The 19,233-nt window shown below is 34.0% G+C and carries 17 protein-coding genes and 1 riboswitch; of the genes, 13 read left to right on the top strand and 4 right to left on the bottom strand.

What is annotated here, in order from left to right:
• The first annotated feature begins 63 nt into the window (after positions 1–63).
• From OH814_RS03850 to OH814_RS03865, 4 genes are all read left to right on the top strand, one after another.
• Positions 64–612 carry an L-threonylcarbamoyladenylate synthase gene (locus OH814_RS03850; protein WP_308827177.1) on the top strand — a complete coding sequence of 183 codons (549 nt, stop codon included), beginning with the start codon at positions 64–66 and terminating at the stop codon, positions 610–612.
• 174 nt (positions 613–786) lie between these two features.
• A complete protein-coding gene (locus OH814_RS03855) occupies positions 787–2,208 on the top strand; it encodes an HD domain-containing protein (RefSeq protein ID WP_308827178.1) in 1,422 nt (473 codons plus the stop codon).
• Positions 2,209–2,377: 169 nt separating this feature from the next.
• Complete coding sequence (locus OH814_RS03860) at positions 2,378–3,424, top strand: hypothetical protein (RefSeq protein WP_181898904.1); 1,047 nt, start codon at positions 2,378–2,380, stop codon at positions 3,422–3,424.
• Positions 3,384–5,729 (top strand): hypothetical protein, encoded by a 2,346-nt coding sequence (locus tag OH814_RS03865; RefSeq protein ID WP_308827179.1) that lies wholly within the window; start codon positions 3,384–3,386, stop codon positions 5,727–5,729. Before OH814_RS03860 ends, OH814_RS03865 begins: the two co-directional genes overlap by 41 nt.
• Positions 5,730–5,792: 63 nt before the next feature.
• Here the strand turns inward: OH814_RS03865 and OH814_RS03870 are convergent, their stop codons facing one another.
• The 3 genes from OH814_RS03870 to cdd all read right to left on the bottom strand — a co-directional run bounded on the left by OH814_RS03870 (position 5,793) and on the right by cdd (position 9,456).
• Complete coding sequence (locus OH814_RS03870; protein ID WP_279195141.1) at positions 5,793–6,842, bottom strand: DUF5074 domain-containing protein; 1,050 nt, start codon at positions 6,840–6,842, stop codon at positions 5,793–5,795.
• Positions 6,843–6,854: 12 nt separating this feature from the next.
• A complete protein-coding gene (locus tag OH814_RS03875) occupies positions 6,855–8,693 on the bottom strand; it encodes a TonB-dependent receptor domain-containing protein (RefSeq protein ID WP_308827180.1) in 1,839 nt (612 codons plus the stop codon).
• A 34-nt stretch (positions 8,694–8,727) separates the two neighbouring features.
• A riboswitch (cobalamin riboswitch) is annotated at positions 8,728–8,906 on the bottom strand.
• Positions 8,907–8,973: 67 nt separating this feature from the next.
• Positions 8,974–9,456 (bottom strand): cytidine deaminase, encoded by a 483-nt coding sequence (gene cdd / locus OH814_RS03880; protein WP_308827181.1) that lies wholly within the window; start codon positions 9,454–9,456, stop codon positions 8,974–8,976.
• A 108-nt stretch (positions 9,457–9,564) separates the two neighbouring features.
• Here cdd and namA point away from each other — a divergent pair, with 108 nt between their 5' ends.
• From namA to OH814_RS03895, 3 genes are read left to right on the top strand one after another with little or no spacing between them, the layout of a single operon-like run.
• Positions 9,565–10,617 (top strand): NADPH dehydrogenase NamA, encoded by a 1,053-nt coding sequence (gene namA, locus OH814_RS03885; protein ID WP_308827182.1) that lies wholly within the window; start codon positions 9,565–9,567, stop codon positions 10,615–10,617.
• 45 nt (positions 10,618–10,662) lie between these two features.
• A complete protein-coding gene (locus OH814_RS03890; protein ID WP_374990551.1) occupies positions 10,663–10,938 on the top strand; it encodes a DUF2752 domain-containing protein in 276 nt (91 codons plus the stop codon).
• A gap of 18 nt (positions 10,939–10,956) precedes the next feature.
• Positions 10,957–11,289: a CCC motif membrane protein gene (locus tag OH814_RS03895; RefSeq protein ID WP_076560649.1), complete on the top strand. Its 333-nt coding sequence runs from the start codon at positions 10,957–10,959 to the stop codon at positions 11,287–11,289.
• A 93-nt stretch (positions 11,290–11,382) separates the two neighbouring features.
• Here the strand turns inward: OH814_RS03895 and OH814_RS03900 are convergent, their stop codons facing one another.
• On the bottom strand, positions 11,383–12,582 hold the full coding sequence (locus tag OH814_RS03900) for an MFS transporter (RefSeq protein WP_308827183.1): 1,200 nt from the start codon (positions 12,580–12,582) through the stop codon (positions 11,383–11,385).
• Positions 12,583–12,752: 170 nt separating this feature from the next.
• Between OH814_RS03900 and OH814_RS03905 the strand changes: the two genes are divergently transcribed.
• The 6 genes from OH814_RS03905 (at position 12,753) to OH814_RS03930 (ending at position 19,191) form a co-directional block, all read left to right on the top strand.
• Positions 12,753–13,583 carry a CPBP family intramembrane glutamic endopeptidase gene (locus OH814_RS03905; protein WP_308827184.1) on the top strand — a complete coding sequence of 277 codons (831 nt, stop codon included), beginning with the start codon at positions 12,753–12,755 and terminating at the stop codon, positions 13,581–13,583.
• Positions 13,584–13,677: 94 nt separating this feature from the next.
• Positions 13,678–14,247: an RdgB/HAM1 family non-canonical purine NTP pyrophosphatase gene (rdgB, locus tag OH814_RS03910; RefSeq protein WP_308827185.1), complete on the top strand. Its 570-nt coding sequence runs from the start codon at positions 13,678–13,680 to the stop codon at positions 14,245–14,247.
• Positions 14,248–14,395: 148 nt separating this feature from the next.
• On the top strand, positions 14,396–15,310 hold the full coding sequence (locus tag OH814_RS03915; protein WP_308827186.1) for a ribonuclease Z: 915 nt from the start codon (positions 14,396–14,398) through the stop codon (positions 15,308–15,310).
• 6 nt (positions 15,311–15,316) lie between these two features.
• Positions 15,317–16,084, top strand: a complete 768-nt coding sequence (locus OH814_RS03920; protein ID WP_308827187.1) for a TIGR02757 family protein — start codon at positions 15,317–15,319, stop codon at positions 16,082–16,084.
• Between the two features lie 10 nt (positions 16,085–16,094).
• Entirely contained in the window at positions 16,095–16,646 is a 552-nt protein-coding gene (locus OH814_RS03925; protein WP_083677045.1) for a DUF1003 domain-containing protein, read from the top strand.
• A gap of 175 nt (positions 16,647–16,821) precedes the next feature.
• Positions 16,822–19,191, top strand: coding sequence for a choice-of-anchor L domain-containing protein (locus OH814_RS03930; RefSeq protein ID WP_308827188.1), 2,370 nt, complete (start codon positions 16,822–16,824; stop codon positions 19,189–19,191).
• Positions 19,192–19,233 lie beyond the last annotated feature (42 nt).

Consider the following 19,233-nt stretch of genomic DNA (forward strand, 5'->3'; position numbering starts at 1 on the left):
TTTGGCTAAAGCCGAATGAATGCTTAATTTTGAAGACGGGCTAAAGCCCGCCCCTATTGAATCATGGAAAACATCATCAACATATTAAAATCCGGCGGCACAATGCTTTACCCAACAGACACCATCTGGGGAATCGGTTGTGACGCAACAAATATAGACGCCATCAACAAGATTTTCGAGATTAAAAAACGTGAAAAAAACAAATCGATGATTATTTTGGTGGAAACTGAAAAAAGATTGCAGGATTTGGTAGACGTTCCGGAAATGGCGTGGGAAATTATCGATTTGAGCGAAAAACCGGTAACTATTGTTTACGAAAACCCAAAAGGTTTACCGAAAGAACTTCTTGCAGAAGACGGAAGTATCGGAATTCGTCTGGTGAAAAATGATTTCTGTAAAAAATTAATTACAAAATTAAATAAGCCATTGGTGTCAACTTCTGCCAATTTTAGTGGAGATAAAAGCCCTTTAAAGTTTTCAGATATTTCAAAAGAGATTATTGATCTGGTTGATTTTGCAGTAGAAGAAGACAGAGAAAAAATTTCGCAATATTCGGGTTCTTCTGTGATAAAAATCTGGAGTGACAACAGAATAAAAGTTCTTAGAGAATAAAAATTTATATTTAATTATCTTTGCAAAACTTCATAGCCATTAAGGAGTCAGAAATTTAGTTTTTAAACCTAAAAATCTGATTTTTTAGTGGTTTTACATTAGATAAAGACTGGGAATTTTAAATTAATTGTAAGTCTAATATCTGAAATCTAAAATCTTACATCTTTAAAAAAAATGTTCATCAACCTTAATCAAAATCAAAATTTAAAACTTTTCAAAATTATTTCTGAAGTGGCTGCGGCGAACAATCAGTCGGTGTACATCGTTGGTGGTTTTGTGCGTGATCTTTTAATGAAAAGAAAAGCGTCTACCGATATTGATTTTGTGACCGAACAAAGCGGAATTGAGCTTGCCCAAAATGTAGGAAAAGAAATTGATCCGAAAATGAAAGTTTCGGTTTTTAAAACCTACGGAACAGCGATGATCCGATACAAAGATCTTGAACTTGAATTTGTAGGCGCAAGAAAAGAAAGCTACACCGAAAATAGCCGTAAACCCGAAGTGGAAGGCGGAACGATTGAAGACGACCAGAAAAGAAGAGATTTTACCATCAATGCAATGGCAATTTCTTTGAATAAAGATAATTTCGGTGAATTAATTGATCCTTTTGATGGAATTGGTGATCTTGAAAAGGGAATTTTGAGAACTCCTTTAGAGCCAGCTCAAACGTATTCTGATGATCCGTTGAGAATGATGAGAGCGGTTCGTTTTGCATCAACTTTAAATTTTACAATTGAAGAAAATTCTTTAAACGCAATCAAACAAGAGGCGGAAAGAATAAAGATTGTTTCTATGGAAAGAATCATGGTTGAGTTTAATAAAATCATGCTTTCACAGAAACCTTCTGTTGGATTAAAATTGATGGAAGAAACAGGATTGATGAAGCTTATTATTCCTGAACTAATTGATTTGAAAGGCGTAGAAGAAGTAGAAGGACAGACTCATAAAGATAACTTTTACCACACTTTGGAAGTCGTTGATAATATCTCTGAAAATACAGATAATCTATGGCTTCGTTGGGCTGCTTTGCTTCACGACATCGGAAAGGCTCCGACAAAAAAATTCGTGGAAGGAACAGGCTGGACTTTTCATGGGCATGAATTTTTAGGCTCAAAAATGGTGAAAACACTTTTTCAAAAGCTGAAATTACCATTGAATGCCGATATGAAATACGTTCAGAAGATGGTAAAACTTTCGTCACGACCGATTGCATTAATTACTGATGACGCTTCAGATTCTGCGCTGAGAAGGCTTTTATTCGACGCCGGAGAAGATATGGAAGATTTGTTCACACTTTGCAAGGCAGATATCACGACCAAAAATTCTAAGAAACAAGAAAAGTTTAAAAAGAATTTCCAATATGTTGCCATTAAAATAAAAGAAGTTGAGGAGAAAGATCAGGTAAGAAACTTCCAGCCACCAATTTCGGGTGAGGAAATTATGGTAATGTTCAATCTGAAACCCGGAAGAGAAATCGGAATTTTAAAGGAAAAAGTAAAAGAAGCAATCCTGGAAGGTGAAATTGGAAATGATAACAAAGAAGCAAGAAAATTTGTAATTGCCGAAGCTCAGAAACTAGGTTTGACTTTAGTTTAAAATCAACTTATTAACTAATTATAGGCAATAGATGAAAATCTGTTGCTTTTTTTAGCTCAATAGTTAATTATAATTATCATAAAGTTTTGTTAATTAATTTTCAAAGCTGGAAGATTTTGTTATTACATTTGCTAAATGTTCAAACTCAAATTTATTTAAAATTTTAATGGTGAAAAAAATCTTTTTATTTCTTCCTCTTATTTTTCTTATTTTTTCCTGTGAGAATAAAAAAGTAGAAAAAGTGGAAAATGCTTTCTATTATTGGAAATCCAACGATTATCCTACAAGTTCTAATAAAGAAAAAGAAATTCTGGTTAATCAAAATATCAAAAAATTGTACGTGAAATTTTTTGAGGTAGATTACACGGATGCAATGGGAAATTTTCCAATCTCTAAAACGAGTTTTTCTTTGAATTCTTATTGTGATGTAGAAAAACCAAATCCATATGAGGTCATTCCAACGGTTTATATTAAGAATATTGTTTTTTATAAAAGTAATGAGAAAGATTTGGATAAATTAGCGGACAATGTCAATTTCTTAATCAATAAATACACAAACGAAAGATTAGACTCTTTAAAAGTGGATGAAATACAGATTGACTGCGATTGGACTGCCTCTACAAAGAATAAGTACTTCTATTTTCTAAAGAAATTAAAACTGATTTCACAAAAGAAAATTTCAGCTACTTTGAGATTGTATCCTTACAAATATCCCGATAAAATGGGGGTTCCGCCCGTTGATAAAGTGACTTTGATGTGTTATAATCTCATTAATCCATTGGCAGATCAATCTAAAAATTCAATTTTAGACCTCAAAGAATTGGAAAGTTATCTGAAGACAGGAAAAAAATATCCGCTACACCTAGATGTTGCACTTCCGGTTTATTCATGGATGCAGGTATATCAGAACAATCAGTTTACGAATGTTTTGTATGATGTAAAGGATATTAAACCACACTTAAAGGAGATAAAACCACTTTGGTACGAGGTACAGAAAGACACTGTGATTAATTACGAAACCTATCTGAGAGTGGGCGACAAGATAAAATACGAGGAAATAACAGCAGATAAAATCAATAAAGCCATTGCGTTGATCAAGAAAAATATAAAGCTTGATAAAGAAATTACCGTAACGCTTTTTCACCTAGATGAAAACCAGCTTAATAATTATACCGATGAAGAAATTAGTCATTTTTACAGCGATTTTACTAAGTAATGCTTTTTACGCATGCGGTTTTTATCCTTATGGAGATGATGTACGGTTTTATTTTCTGAATCCTAATAACTTTTCTTTTCAGGCTTATTCGTCGTTTTATTATTCGTCTTCAAGTTTTGAACAAAATTCGGAAGCTGTAATTTCCAAGCAGGATAATGAAAAATTGTGGAGAAAGTATTGTGATAATAAAATTTCTCTTACTGATATTTCTGCAGTTTTGGAAGGTTTTAGTTTTTCCGATATTCAGGAAAATTCTATGAATCCGTTTCTTCGTTATTTGTATTCCAACAAAGATATTGAGGCAATTAATTATTTGAAATTTGCTAAAAACTGCGAGTATTTCAATACCTGGAAAGATGATCCATGGGAGAGAAACGAAAATACTTCGACTGCAAAACGAAATAATTTATTAAACAAAGCGACCGTTTTGGCTTCAAAAAGCAGAAAAGTGGATTTCAAAAAAAGATATGCTTTTTTGGCACTTCGACTTGCTTTTTATAATAAGGATATGAAAAGTATTGAAAAAGTTTACAGTCAATATTTTTCGCCAAATCAGACCAATGATGTGATTGATACGTGGGCTTTATATTTTAAGGCTATATCAGAGACAAATCCGGCGTTAAAAAATCTGTATTTTGCTAAAGTTTTCGCAGCAAGTCCTGAAAAACGATTTGTTTCATGGCAATATTTTGCTTCTAAAGTTGCTGAATCTAATGTTTTAAATTTAGCTAAAAATGCAAAAGAAAAAGCAAATGTTTTACTACTTTACGGTCTTTATAATCCCGATAAAAATTTAGAAAATATAAAACATATCTATGCCCAAAATCCAAAATTTGACGGACTGAGTTTTTTACTTTATCGGGAATTGGGAAAGCTTGAAGATTGGGTTTTTACTCCATACTATTCTCTTTTTTCTTCTAAAGAAGATCTTTGGGGTAATAACAATTTTGAAAATCAAAATATTCTTAAAATGTTAGAACGTTCTGAAATTGACAGACAATATGCAAAAGAAGTTTTGGAGTTTATCAATTCTGTAGATTTATCTAAAGTTCAAAATCCGAATTTCTGGAAATATACAAGAGCCGAACTTTTACTAATGACAAAAAACTATACCGAAAGTTTGAATCAAATTGCTGAGCTGGAAAAAGTTTTACCACCTGAAAATCTTCTTCGAAATAATGTAGAAATTATAAAAGCTTTAAATCTTTTTGCGAATCAAGCACATGGAAATGCCAAAATTCCTGATGCTGCAAAAAATATTATTATTAAAAATAAAAACAACAAGCATTTTATTTTTGCTTTAGGAAGAGAGCTTGAGTATTTGGGGAATACTGATGATGCTGCAATTGTGTATGCTTCTTTAAATGATCCTTCTACCGAAAATAGTGACTATAATTTTGTGTATTACAAATCTTTAAAAAATTCTAACCAAACTTACGGTACTTATTATGATAATTATTTTGATTATTTAGATGCAGTTTATTCGCCTGAACAATTACAAAGCTTTATTGATAAAATTAAACGTTTAAATAAAAATTCAGATTCATTTTATAGGAATTTTCATTTGCTTTCTCAGTCAGAAATCGATGATTTGTATGATCTATTAGGTACAAAATATATCAGACAAAACAAATTGAATTTTGCATTGAATGCTTTTAATAAATTAGGTGAAAGTTATTTTGATGCACAATATTCACTTTGGGAAAGAGATGGTAAAGACAGTTATTATTCATCCGGTAAAGTTTTTGATAAGAATCCTTTTTATCATTTAAAATATACTCCAGATTTTATTCCTGAAAAAGAACATTTTAGAATCAATAAAATTTCGATTACCAAAAAGCTTATAGAATATCTTAATAGAGCCAATAATCCGAAAGAAAGAGACAAAGATTATTATTATTTCTTGGTAGCAAATTGTTATTATAATATGTCGCAATATGGAAATGCGTGGATGATGAGACGTTATTCTGTAAGCTCGGCAGGGAACTTTTCAATACATGAAGACAATCAGGAATTTAATACTGCTTCTCTTGCAAAATTCTATTACGGAAAGGCTTTAGAGAATGCTCAAACAGATCAATTCCGAGCTTTGTGCATAAGGATGCAGGGAAGGTGTGAAAATAATAATTATGACTTTATTGGAGAGAATACTACAAATTATTCTTCTAATGCTGAATATTACGAAGACAGAAGATTTAGGCAAAATAAATATTACCAGAATCTTAAAAATAAATATTCTGATGAATATGAAGATATGATGAGTGGTTGTGAATCTTTTAAAGCTTATTTTAAAGCAAGAAGATAAAGTTTGCAGATAAAAAATGCGGCTTCTGTTGAAACCGCATTTTTTATTTACTAAAATGAGAAATTAGTTTTTATAAACCGATGTAGCTCCCATTCCTGCTGTGAATTTACTGATAACAGTTCCTCCGGTTGTGTACACGGTGATTTCACTTGGCTGAGTAAATCCTTTTACATCAGAAGTGAAGATTCTTCCGTCAATAACACTGAATCCGTAAAGAGTAAAGTTTGCTCCACCATCAACCGCAGTAATAATAGGATTGGTAGGTGCAGCCGTAGCATTCATATCCATAGAATAAACTTTATTGCTTGAAGTGAAGTAAAATCTGCCACCGTCAATCTGAAGATTGGTACCATTAGCAATCCCTGTAAGAGTGGTTGTTTTTACAATACTTCCTGCTGGGTTGATCTGGTAAATATAAGAATCAGCAGTTCCCTGAGCAATTACATACACATTGCTGTTGTACGTAATTGTTTTGGTGATATCTCCGTTTGGCATCGGTGTCGGTGTTCCTTCGATTGCATTAGTGGTCGTGTTGATTTTTGTGATGGTATTCCCAAAACCATATGAAGCATTTTGCACAAAAATATTTCCTCCTGCTTCAACTACTCTCTCAACGGTGCTTGTAGATGCGAAATCGATTTTCTTTACAAAAGAATTATCAGACAATTTATAAACATTTACAAATTTTGCTCCGCCGTATTTATCATTTGAAACGTAAAGATTTCCGTTTGCAATCGCCATATAACGAGGATTGTTTAACTGAGCTGTGATTTCTCCTGCTTTTTTAAATGAATAGCGGTCTACAATCTGAATTTTGTTTGAGTTATTCAGTAAAAGATATGCTTTATCTCCGTTTAAAACCATGGTCTGAAGTACATCACCAAGGTTTTCTTTGTTGTTGTTTGCTTTATAGATGTCGTTCTGCATTAAGCTTAAATCTTTTGTAATAAAAGTAACATCTGCATTTGGTGACCCAAAATTACCTTCGTTGGTAATAAGAAGTCCGTTTTGATAAGTAATTTCCGGAATTGTCTCTTCGTATTCTGATGTACACGAAATCGAAAATAACAGGACGAATCCAAAAATAAACTGTAATAGTCTGTTTAATTTCATAATATAATTGATTTAAAAATTTATTGTTGCGTTTATGCTGTAATTTCTTTTTGGTAAAGGATAATAGGCCATTGTTTCATAGACAGCATCTGTGATATTGTTCACCTTTATCCCTAAAGTATAATTTTTCATAAATGTTGCCGAAAGACCTGCATTCATCACAAAATACGGATAGATCGCATATTTTTTGCTTTCATCAGACGTTGTATACGTTAAACCGTTAAACATTCCTTGTGCGTAAAAACGTAGAAATTTATACTGATAATCTACATTCGATGAAAATTTATGAAGCGGAACATAAGTAAGCTGCTTCTGAGTTTCCAAATTAATAGATTTCGCATAAGTATAGCCCGCTACAAGCTTTACTGAATGATCTTCATTAAACCGTTTTTGATAACTAAGTTGCGATTCTAAACCATAAGATTCTACTTTGTTGGTGTTGAATGGCGAATAGTATCCCAAACCGGTATCCAGCCAACGAATCATATCTGTGATTCGCATATAATAAGGGCTCAAAGTCAGCTTAAAATCTCCAACTTTAAACTCATGGTTCATATCGGTCTGAACTGATGTTTCAGGTCGCAGTTCCGGGTTTCCGCCAGGCGTCCAATACAAGTCGTTAAAGGAAGGGAATCTGAAGTTTTTAGAGAAATTCAAATTCAGGCTGTACCAGTTATTGGCTTTCCATTTTCCTGAGAAAGAGTAGAGAAGAGGCGACTTGATATCTTCAACAAAATCTTGCTTAATTCCTGCTTCAAAGCGAAGATTAGGTGTTGCAAAGTATCTCAATAGACCTGCAGCAGATCCTACATTTCTTTTTACTGTGCCGGTAATTCCTGAAGTTCCCAAACCTTCTCCCTGGTTTTGCTGAAATTCTCCAATTAAATTGATATTCCATTTGGGATCAATAAAATAGTTGAAGTCGTTTTTAAGAATATAATTTTTATTAATTCCGCCACTTGTGTAAGAGTCATTATAATTTCCGAAATATTGAAAATTATCTTCCGTATAAGCTGCTTTTAAGCTGTTTGAAATTTTAGAATTATTGATATCCCAGGAAAGTAAACTTCTTACCGTTTGCGATTCATATTTACTCTTGTTTCCGTTTTCTGTAAAAATAGGATAGTTTTGGGTTGCATCATAAAACTGACTTTGCCAGGAAATGGTCTGGTTGCTAGCAATTTTATAAGAAGTACCAATATTTAAAGTTGAGTTGTAAAATTTCCCATTTCTGTTGATATAATTTTCCTCGGGAACTTTATAATCATTTTGGCTGATCAGGTAATTTCCTGAAACTTTAAAACTGAATTTATCATTGCTGAAAGCAGCCTTTGCAAAATTATTATAAGTGCCGAAAGAAGCAATTTCTGAATTAAACATTCCGTTGAAACCTTTATTGAAACTCAGATCGTTATTCAGATGAATACTTCCGCCAATGGCACCGCTTCCGTAAATGACACTTCCGCCACCTGATTTTATTTCCATTTGATCGTATCCGAAAAGGGCAATGTTATTGATGTCACCCTGTCCCAAAAACTGCGAATTAATATTAATCCCGTTCCAGACAAAAGCTGTTTGTTGAGCCGTTGTTCCTCGAAATGAAGGCGAAGAAACTGCTCCACGACCATTTTCTTTAATATAAACAGGCGACTGAAATCGTAAAACCTCAGAAAGATTCGAAGAGTTTTTTTGAATATCTGCAGGAGATAAAGTAGTTAAAGAATGAAAAAGTTTTACTTTTTTCATCTGATTATCGAATACAAATACGGTGTCAATATCTTTTTCCTGACTATAGTAAATCGTCAGGCAAGAAGATACAGAAAGTAGGGTTAATGCTCTTTTTAAAATCATGTCATACGCTGCCTTTCCTCCGAAAGCAATTCTATTTTTAATGTTAAATTTCGGCAGGTCTCCTGACTTTCGCTTTGCTACACCTTCCCGTTTTGGCAGTGGTTTTTTTGTAGAAAATCATAGTGCGATTTACAGTTGCGGGGACAGCTTGGGATTTTCACCCAATTCCCTCTTAGTTCCAATCTCTTGGAAACCAAAATTTTTGCAAATATAGTTTTTTTGAAAAGAAAGATTAAATTTTATTAAACACAATCTGCGGTATTAATTTGTGTGATAAACCTTACAAAAATGTTCCGTCAAAATAAAAAGGAAGCAAATCTTTTATAGAGGTCACTTTGATCACCTCATCATTTAAATTGGAAAAATAAAGCTCAATATTTTCGTTTTGCTTTGTCTCGTATTCTATAATACTTTGTCGGCAAGCTCCACATGGAGGAATTGGTGGGTTTTTCTCCGAAAATTCTTTTGGTCCGCCCACGATAAATATTTTTTTAATCTTTTGATCCGGAAAGTTAGCTCCGATCCAAAAAAGAGCAGTTCGTTCTGCACAAAGTCCGGAAGGAAAAGCTGCATTTTCCTGGTTGTTTCCTGAGAAAATTTCACCATTTTCCAATAAAACTGCGCATCCTACAAAAAAGTTGGAATAGGGAGCATACGCATTTTCTCTGGCTTGAATTGCTTTTTCAAAAAGGCTTTTTTCTATTTCTGTCAGTTCATTTCTGCTTGTAAAATGCTCGAAACCGATCTTTATATCTTTTTTCATTTTATTTCCTTAAAAAGGGCGGTAAATGTAACCCTTTTTAAGGAAGCTGGCAACATCTTTGTTACTATACTAAATTTGTAATTTTAACTTTTAGAAAAATTAAATTCAATGTTATATTCTCCAATAAAATTTAGAAATGTAGAGCTTAAAAACCGTTGGGTAATGTCGCCGATGTGTATGTACTCTTGCGAAAACGGTGTTGCCAACGACTTTCATTTTGTACATTACGGAAGCCGTGCTCAAGGTGGAACGGGACTTCTCGTGGTGGAAGCAAGTGGCGTAGAACCAAGAGGCAGAATTACCAATCACTGCATGGGAATCTGGAATGACAAACAGGCTGCTGAACTTCAGAAAATTGTAGAATTCGTACATAAAAATTCAGACAGCAAAATAGGAATTCAGATTGCACATGCCGGAAGAAAAGGTTCTACATGGGAAAATAAGCAAATCTCTTTGGAGGAAGGCTGGGAAACGGTTGCTCCAAGTGCAATCCCGTATCATCCGACAGAAAGAATTCCTCATGTCTTGACTGTGGATGAAATAAAAGAACAGATTCAGAATTTTAAAAATGCAGCAAAAAGAGCGGTAAATGCAGGTTTTGATGTCGTTGAAATTCACGGTGCTCACGGTTACCTTATTCATCAGTTTTTGTCACCACTTTCTAATGTAAGAACTGATGAATATGGTGGAAGATTTGAAAACAGAATCAGATTTTTATTGGAAATTGTAGATGCCGTCAACGAAGAACTTAATGAAAATGTAGCGTTATTTGTAAGAATTTCGGGAACGGAATATGCGGAAAACGGTTGGGATATTGATGACAGTGTAGAATTGGCAAAAATCTTAAAAGATCACAATGTTGATTTGGTTGATGTATCAAGCGGCGGAAATATTCATGGAGCAAAAATCTCAGTTTTTGACGGTTACCAGGTTCCGTTTTCTTCTGCTGTGAAAAATCAGGCGAATGTGAAAACAGGAGCAGTTGGTCTGATAACAAAAACCGAACAGGCAGAAGAGATTTTACAGAATAATGAAGCTGATCTTATATTTGTAGCGAGAGAGATTTTGCGAAATCCTTATTTGGCCGTTCAGGGTTCATTTGAAATGAAAGAAGAATCTTTTTTTCCACATCAATACCTTAGAGCGAAAATTTCTTCTTAATTTTAGGATCGAATTTAAAAGACAACAATGCGTATAGAAGACTTTATGCTTCCGTGTCCCAGCAAAAAGTTTTTGGGAATCGAATGTTTCGGGTGCGGATCACAACGGGCAATATTGATGGTTTTTCAGGGAAAGTTTTCTGAAGCCTTTCAAATGTTTCCGGCAGTTTATACATTGTTGCTGTTTTTCTGCTTTGTAGGAATCAATTTTATAGACAAAAAAAGAAATTACGGACAGATTTTGATTTTTTTAGCAATAATTAATTCACTGATCATGGTTTTTTCTTACTTTTATAAACATTTTATTATTCATTTAAACTAAACATTAAAAAAACAAATTATGAATCAACAAAAACTACCTAATGCTACTGCAGTACTTGTTCTAGGAATTGTCTCTATCGTCGGATGCTGTTGCTACGGTGTCCTGGGATTAATTGCCGGGATTATCGGACTTGTACTTTACAAAAAAGACAATGCGTTGTACCAAAGTAATCCGACATTATATTCTGATTACAATAACCTTAACACCGGAAGAATTCTGTGTATTATTGGTTTGATATTAAGTGCACTTTATCTTGTTTTAAATATTGTGATGATTGCTGTTTTCGGATGGGATGCACTTTCAGATCAAGAATTGATGCAGGAACGTATCAGAGATTTGATGGGACAATAATAAGTCTTGTTTAAAAATATAAAGGTTGCAATTTTTTTGCAACCTTTTTTGTCTGAATTAAATGTTTTAAATTTATTACATGAAGTCTTTAATTTAAGCCTTATTCAGTTTCTTTAAGTTTGATTTTTTCTTCAGAAAATAAGCCAGCCCCAATCCTATAAAAACCATTGCTGCACTGAATGGGAAGATAAACTGCATTCCGAAAAAATCGGCAACACTTCCAATTATCGGACCTGCAACGCCCAAAGAAATGTCAATGAAAAGCCCATAACCAGCTAAAGCAGAACCCTGACTTGATGGCGAAACACTCTTTATGGCAACAACACCAAGCGCAGGAAAAATTAAAGAAAATCCTAATCCTGTAACACCGGCTCCCACCAATGCCATTTGAGCGTTGGTAGCAAATGCAATAATTAAAAGCCCGATGGTTTCTACAAAAAGACAGGCAATGGCAACTTTTATTCCACCATAATTATTGATAACATTGCTAAATACCAGCCTTCCGGCAACAAATAATCCTCCAAAAACACTTAAACACAAAGCACCATTATTCCACTGAAAATAATTGTAATATAACGTGATAAATGTAGAGATACTTGCGAAACCGATTCCACCTAAAGCCAGACAAACTCCAAAAGGAGCTACTTTTCCCAGAACTTTCCAAAAAGACTGATTTTCTTTTGGATTCGTGTTGGTCTTATTTTCTTTGGTTTTAGCAAAGAAAAATCCGATTATTCCTAAAATAATAGAAAGAATTCCAATACCGTAAAGACTGTATGCGTGTTCGATCACAATTCCTAAAGAAGCTCCGATTGCTAAAGCCCCGTAGCAGGCAACACCATTATAAGAAATTATTTTTGCAGTATGTTTTTCGCCTAAAGCCATAATTGCCCAGTTAATCGGGCTTGCTCCGACCATTCCTTCAGCACAGCCTGTTAACAGACGGGTAATAATCAGAAAACTAAGGCTTAAAATCGGAGAAAATTTAAAATAATAAGCAAAAATTAGAAAAATTCCTGTTAGTGAAAAACTGAGCATGCTAAATAAAACGGCTGGTTTAGGACCTTTTCCGTCAATAACTTTCCCGGAATATGCTCTCAGAAAAAAGGTGGAAATATATTGTAAACTAATCACCATCCCTGCAATTAAAAGACTGTAACCTAAACTTTTGCTGATGAAAATCGGTAAAACCGAAAGCGATAGACCGATAATGAAATATCCGACGAAAGTAAAAGATACATAAGAAATGAGTTGGAGGTTGATATTTTTTGGTTGGTTTATTGAACTTTCCATGAGATAAAAAATTAATCTGCAAAGATACTTCGTAAATATTTTTTAGCTTCAGAATTAAGATTAAAAAAAGATAAGATTTGTCATACTTTACAGACGTCAGAAGTTGAATATAGGTTTTCATTTCATATAATTTCAATTATCTTTGTTTCTTTTAAAAAAATCATCAGTACATGGAAAACTCAAAATATCCAAACTATATTTTTGACTGGATGGGAGGTCTCATCCTTTTTGCAGGATATATTTTTGGAAGTCTTTCGGTTGGCTTCATAGGCCTTGCAGGGAAATTTATTTTTGAGGTAGATTTTATGCAGAAGCCTTGGTTTATGATGCTTGCCAATGCTGTTGTTTTCTGTGTAATGATTTGGGCTTTTGAATTTTTAGTGGTGCGTCAGAAAACAGGTAAGAAATTGAATTTCAATTTTTCGCCTACCAATTTTTCTACCTATCTTCTTATTTTTCCGATGATGATTGGAATGATGTTTATCGGAGAATTTATCACTTCGCAAATTCCTACAACCGGACCTTTTTTCGGAGATTTTTACGAGTTTTTTGAAAATCTGATGGCCGGCCTTACCGATGATCCTGTCGTGATGGTCATTACTGCGGTGATTATGGCGCCTATTTTTGAAGAAATTGTTTTCCGAGGAATTATCCAGAAAGGAATGATCAATAAAGGAGTGAAACCCTGGAAAGCGATACTTTTTGCAAGTCTTCTTTTTGGTTTGATACATGCGAATCCGTGGCAGTTTGTAGGCGCAACTTTGCTGGGAACTGTTTTAGGATTGGTTTATTATAAAACAAAATCGCTGCTTTTGCCAATGCTATTGCATGGTTTTAATAATCTTTGCTCGGCGATCCTGATATTTTATACTCAAAAAGAAAGCTTTGCAGAAGCTTTTGAAATTCAGGAATGGATGATTCTGGTGATCGGAATTGTAGTGTTTTCTGTATTTTTCTACCTGTTTACATTTAGAAATAAAGTGCGTTATTCTGAAATTTAAATTCAATTTAAAACACAAATTATATAAACTGAACAATCATTTTGTGGTATTATATGAATAATATTTGTGTTTAAATAAACATATAAAAAATAAAATGGAAATATTAGTTGCCACACACAATCTTCATAAAAAAGAAGAAATTCAACAGATTTTAGGAAGTGAATTTACCGTAAAAAGCCTTACCGATTACGATATTCATGACGAAATCGTTGAAGATGGAGACACTTTCAATGCCAATGCTTTAATTAAGGCTAAATACTGTTTCGAAAAAACAGGCATTCCAAGCTTGGGAGACGACAGCGGTTTGGTGGTGGAGTCTTTAGACGGAAGACCCGGGATTTTTTCGGCAAGATATGCCGGAGACCATGATTTTGCTAAAAATATTGAAAAGGTGTTGAGCGAAATGGAGAATATTGAAAACAGAAAAGCTTATTTCATCACCGTATTATGTTATTATGACGAAAACGGTGCTCAATACTTTGACGGAAGGGTTCATGGGAATTTACTCAAAGAAAATAAAGGACACCAAGGTTTTGGTTATGATCCTATTTTTGTTCCCGAAGGTCACGAAATAACTTTTGCAGAGATGATTCCTGAAGATAAAAATAAAATCAGCCATAGAAAACAGGCATTAGATTTGTTTCTTGATTTCTTGAAAAAGTAGGTTAAGGTTAAGGTTAAGATTGCAAAAACTTTGTGTTTTTAGAGAACTTTTTTCTTATTTTAAATTTGAGTTTAAAACGTAAACTCAACGTCAACCTCATTTTCAACCTCAACCATTTGTTGTACATTTGCTTTAATAAACTATTGATTTGAGTACTTATTTAACGATATTAGGCTTTAATTCGGCTATACCCACGATTAATACTTCGCCTACGGCTCAGCTTCTGGAAATGGAAGAGAGATGTTTCCTGATTGATTGCGGTGAAGGAACACAGGTGCAGCTGAGAAAAGCAAAGGCAAGATTTTCAAAAATCAATCATATTTTTATATCGCATCTACATGGCGATCACTGTTTTGGTTTACCGGGTTTAATAGCTTCTTTCCGACTTTTGGGAAGGGATACTCCTTTGCATGTTTACGGTCCGAAAGGAATAAAAAAGATGCTGGAAACTATTTTTTCTATTACCGAGACGCATCGAGGTTTTGAGGTTGTATACCATGAATTAGATAAAGATTATTCAGAAAAAATCTATGAAGATAATAGGGTAGAAGTATTTACTATTCCTTTGGATCACAGAATTTACTGTAATGGATATCTGTTTAAAGAGAAGCCAAAAGAGCGTCATATTAATATGGAAGAAGTCTCAAAATATGCTGAGATCGAGACGTGTGACTATCATAATTTAAAGGCAGGAAAAGATTTTGTTTTGAGTGACGGGTATGTTCTTAAAAATGAAATTCTTACAACAACTCCGGCTCCGTCTGTTTCTTATGCATTTTGTAGTGATACAAGATATTTGGAATCTATTATTCCGATTATAAAAAATGTAACGGTTTTGTATCATGAATCTACATTTTTGCACGATCTTAAAGAAATGGCCGATTACACAGGTCATACAACCGCTTTAGAAGCAGCAACAATTGCAAAGAAAGCCGAAGTTGAAAAATTGATTTTAGGACATTTTTCTAATCGTTACGGTGATCTGACCGTTTTTACGGATGAGGCAAGAACGGTTTTTCCGAATTCTTATCTTCCAAAAGCTTTGGAATGTGTTAAATTTTAAAATTGTATGAATCTTTCGGAATTAAAAGATTTTTTAGACGAAAAAGCGGATGTTTACAATAATCTTGAATTCATTCAGGATGATCCTGTTCAGATTCCGCATCGTTTTTCATTAAAACAGGATATTGAAATTGCTGGTTTTTTGGCGGCAACAATTTCCTGGGGAAACAGAAAGTCTATTATTAAATCGGCTGAAAAGATGCTTGATATCATGGGAAATTCTCCTTATGATTTTGTAATGAATTTTTCTGAAAAGGATTTAAACAGCATTAAAGACAAAAGTATTCACAGAACTTTTAACGGAGAAGATTTTGCGTATTTTATTAAACAATTCAACAAAATTTATAAGGAAAACAAAAGTCTTGAAGATTTATTTCTAATCAACGAAAATGAAAATAATTTTCAGCACTCTATTGAAAGATTCAGGCAAAGTTTTTTAGGAATTGAAAAACACAGAACGCATAAGCATGTAAGTTCGCCATACAAAAACTCATCTTCAAAAAGGATTATTATGTTTTTGCGATGGATGATCAGAAAAGATAATCGTGGCGTAGATTTTGGAATCTGGAACAATATTGATCAAAAATTTTTATCGATTCCTTTGGATGTGCATACCGGAAATATATCTAGAAAATTGGGTCTTATTTCGAGAACACAAAATGACTGGAAAACCGTTGAAGAATTAGATTTAATCATTAGAAAATTTGACGAAAATGATCCTGCAAAATATGATTTTGCTTTGTTTGGATTGGGCGTAACGAAAGAATTACTTTAAAACATAAATGATGAAAACACCACACGAAAAAATAGAATTTCTTGAGAGAATGGCAGACGGAATCACCTCCTGGATTGGTTCTATACCTTCCCTCATCATTCATACATTACTTTTTATCACCTCATTTTTACTGCCCGTTTTTGGTATTGTAGATGTAGATAAAATGTTGCTTGTTTTAACGACAGTACTTTCGCTTGAAGCTATTTATCTTTCAATTTTGATTCAGATGTCTGTGAATAAAAGCCATGAAAAAATTGAGGACATTCAGGAAGATATTGAGGAAATAAGTGAAGATATTGAAGATATTCAGGAAGATATCGAGGAGATCAGCGAAGACCTTGAAGAGATTAGTGAAGATCTTGAAGAGATCAGCGAAGATATTGAAGATATTCAGGAAGATATTGAAGAGATCAATGAAGAAGAAGACGATGAAGATCACAACGAAAGAGCAAAAAAAGCTATTCTTAAAAGTAACGTAAACTCTAATAAAAACGAAATTAGATTTCTAAAAGATAAAATAACCGAGCTTCAGAATAAAATCGATGAAATGAAAAAAGATTAATTTGAAGTTTACTTTCATAATATAAAATGAAAGACCGATCAATGAGATTGGTCTTTTTTATTTATTATCAAAATTTCATCAGAATATACATAAATGAACATATTATTGATAATAATAAATCATGTATGTATTTTAAATCGGAAAAATTTGGTATTTTTGGGCAAACAATTACAAAATGCTAAATTATAGACTAAAAAATTACCTTTTTCTTTTCGCATTATTGTTTATTTCGGCTTCTATTTTTGCTCAACAAAGGCAGCCGCCGAAAAACAATGTGAACGAAACCAATAAAAAAGCGGGAGTATTTATCGATGTAAATGCTGCAGGATATGTACCGTCTACGTATACTCCGGAACAATTGGTGAAAAATGTTCTGATAAACGGAGGATCTACATGTTCTATTCCGAATGTATCTAATGTTACCATTACTCCGACTCAACCCGTTTCAAGTGACGATAGATTTTGGGGATATTTTCATAAAGGTACCACCAACTTTCCTTTTACAGATGGTATTGTTTTAACAACAGGGCGCGCTCGGGAAGCTGGGAACGTGGCATCTAGTGCCAGTTATACGATTCCCGGGGCGGGAATAGATGATCCGGATCTGTTGGTAGCGGTTCCTAATCCTAGTACTACTGATCATTATAATGACAATGTCATGTTGGAGTTTGATTTTGTACCCAACTCCAGCCAGATAAAATTCAATTATATTTTTGCTTCTGAAGAATATTCAGGTACTTTTCCGTGCCAGTATTCAGATGCATTTGCATTATTAATAAAACCTGTTGCGGGAGGTCCTTACGTGAATTTGGCTGTTTTACCAAATAATGCGGGACCTGTTGCGATGACAAATATTCATCCTCTTATTCAGGGGGCTTTAGGTTGTCCTGCAATCAATGAGATATATTTTGGAGGATATAATACACCTACTAATATTGTAACAAATTACGATGGAAGAACTGTTCCTTTAACTGCGGTGGGAACGGTAACACCGGGAGTTGCATACCATTTTAAAATGGTTTTGTCTGATTATAGAGATTGGGGGTATGACTCTGCAGTATTTATTGAAGGCGGATCTTTTGATATCGGAATTAAATTAGTAGATGGAAATGGAGCGCAATTGCCAGCCACCTTAAATGTATGTGATAATATTCCTCAGACTTTAGTGGCTCAAGTTTCAGGGATTACTGGAGCGACTTACCAATGGTATAAAGATGGAGTATTAATACCAGGTGCAACAGCTGTAAGTTATACTGCCACTGCGCCGGGTGTTTATGAAGTAAAAGTGTCTGTTCCTGGAAATACTTGCCCGGCATCTGCTACAATTACAATAGTAGGCGGAACGAGTCCGGCAGCTCAAAATGCAACTTTAAAACTTTGTACAACTCCAACTTTAAGTACTTTTAATTTAAATGATGCTAAGCCACAAATCAGTACAACGACTGGTGCGATATTTCGTTTTTATGTAAATCAGGCGGATGCTCAGGCACAAAATAACAATTTTATTCCTAATGCGAATTTAGCTTCATATAACGGAACCGATGGTCAGATTTTGCATGTCGTGGTATCAAATGGAGGCTTTTGTAGTAAACTGGTGACTTTAACTTTGCGTAAGGAAGCGACACCAGTTGCTGAGCTTGTTGCTACAAAATTGAAAATTTGCTTAGGTGAATCTGTTACTTTAACTGCTTCAGGAGGAGCTACTTACCAATGGAGTAACTTTACAGGAACTGGTGCTGTACAGACACTATCGCCAACGCAGACGACAACTTATACCGTATATGCAATCGGTGCTCAGGGATGTAAATCATTACAGCCTGCAACTATTAAAGTAGAAGTTGTACCAGCAATTACTTCTAATCTTTCAGGTGGATTTATTTGCGAAAGCGATAGAATGACTTTGGATGCAGGAGCCGGACCAAATTATTCATATTTATGGAGCAATGGTGCAACTACACAGACGATCGTAGCTGAAACTGCAGGAATTTACTTTGTAGATATCACTAACGGTGTTTGTACTGAAAGATTTACAACAGAAGTAAAACAGGCACTGATTCCTGAAATTATCAATGTAGATTACAGTCAAAGCGGAACATTAATTATTACTGCTTCCAATTTGGGCAGTGGTGTACTCGAGTATTCCGTAGATAACGGTGTTACTTGGCAAGGCTCTAATGTTTTTAATAATATTCCAAACAATAAAATAATCTCGATACGAGTTAGGGTAAAAACTACCACTTGTGTAGGGTTCTTAGAGTATTTCACCTTTATCATGCAGAATGTAATTACTCCAAACGGGGATAATGTAAATGACATAATTGATTTCAGAGGGGTAAGTAATTACAATAAATTCCAGGCAGCAATATCAGACCGATATGGTAAAGTGGTATTTAATGCAGAAAAAACAAGACCTTTCTGGGATGGTTATTTCCAGGGTAAAAAACTGCCTACAGCTTCTTACTGGTATCAGGTGACATTTGAAGATCCTGCAAGCAAGAAGCTTACCGTAAAAACCGGCTGGATTTTACTTAAGAATTTTGAATAGTATTAAAAAGACGATATTTTTAAAAGACCGATTTTGTCGGTC

The sequence above is a fragment of the Chryseobacterium sp. CFS15 genome, from assembly GCF_031118795.1.
Classification (GTDB): domain Bacteria; phylum Bacteroidota; class Bacteroidia; order Flavobacteriales; family Weeksellaceae; genus Chryseobacterium; species Chryseobacterium indoltheticum.

What these genes read in the sequence shown, in the direction of transcription:
- OH814_RS03900 (WP_308827183.1), bottom strand. Translation starts at nt 12,582, where the DNA reads ATGGAAAGTTCAATAAACCAACCAAAAAATATCAACCTCCAACTCATT.
- OH814_RS03850 (WP_308827177.1), top strand. Translation starts at nt 64, where the DNA reads ATGGAAAACATCATCAACATATTAAAATCCGGCGGCACAATGCTTTAC.
- OH814_RS03875 (WP_308827180.1), bottom strand. Translation starts at nt 8,693, where the DNA reads ATGATTTTAAAAAGAGCATTAACCCTACTTTCTGTATCTTCTTGCCTG.
- cdd (WP_308827181.1), bottom strand. Translation starts at nt 9,456, where the DNA reads ATGAAAAAAGATATAAAGATCGGTTTCGAGCATTTTACAAGCAGAAAT.
- OH814_RS03865 (WP_308827179.1), top strand. Translation starts at nt 3,384, where the DNA reads ATGAAGAAATTAGTCATTTTTACAGCGATTTTACTAAGTAATGCTTTT.
- OH814_RS03890 (WP_374990551.1), top strand. Translation starts at nt 10,663, where the DNA reads ATGCTTCCGTGTCCCAGCAAAAAGTTTTTGGGAATCGAATGTTTCGGG.
- OH814_RS03895 (WP_076560649.1), top strand. Translation starts at nt 10,957, where the DNA reads ATGAATCAACAAAAACTACCTAATGCTACTGCAGTACTTGTTCTAGGA.
- OH814_RS03925 (WP_083677045.1), top strand. Translation starts at nt 16,095, where the DNA reads ATGAAAACACCACACGAAAAAATAGAATTTCTTGAGAGAATGGCAGAC.
- rdgB (WP_308827185.1), top strand. Translation starts at nt 13,678, where the DNA reads ATGGAAATATTAGTTGCCACACACAATCTTCATAAAAAAGAAGAAATT.
- OH814_RS03855 (WP_308827178.1), top strand. Translation starts at nt 787, where the DNA reads ATGTTCATCAACCTTAATCAAAATCAAAATTTAAAACTTTTCAAAATT.
- namA (WP_308827182.1), top strand. Translation starts at nt 9,565, where the DNA reads ATGTTATATTCTCCAATAAAATTTAGAAATGTAGAGCTTAAAAACCGT.
- OH814_RS03905 (WP_308827184.1), top strand. Translation starts at nt 12,753, where the DNA reads ATGGAAAACTCAAAATATCCAAACTATATTTTTGACTGGATGGGAGGT.
- OH814_RS03870 (WP_279195141.1), bottom strand. Translation starts at nt 6,842, where the DNA reads ATGAAATTAAACAGACTATTACAGTTTATTTTTGGATTCGTCCTGTTA.
- OH814_RS03920 (WP_308827187.1), top strand. Translation starts at nt 15,317, where the DNA reads ATGAATCTTTCGGAATTAAAAGATTTTTTAGACGAAAAAGCGGATGTT.
- OH814_RS03930 (WP_308827188.1), top strand. Translation starts at nt 16,822, where the DNA reads ATGCTAAATTATAGACTAAAAAATTACCTTTTTCTTTTCGCATTATTG.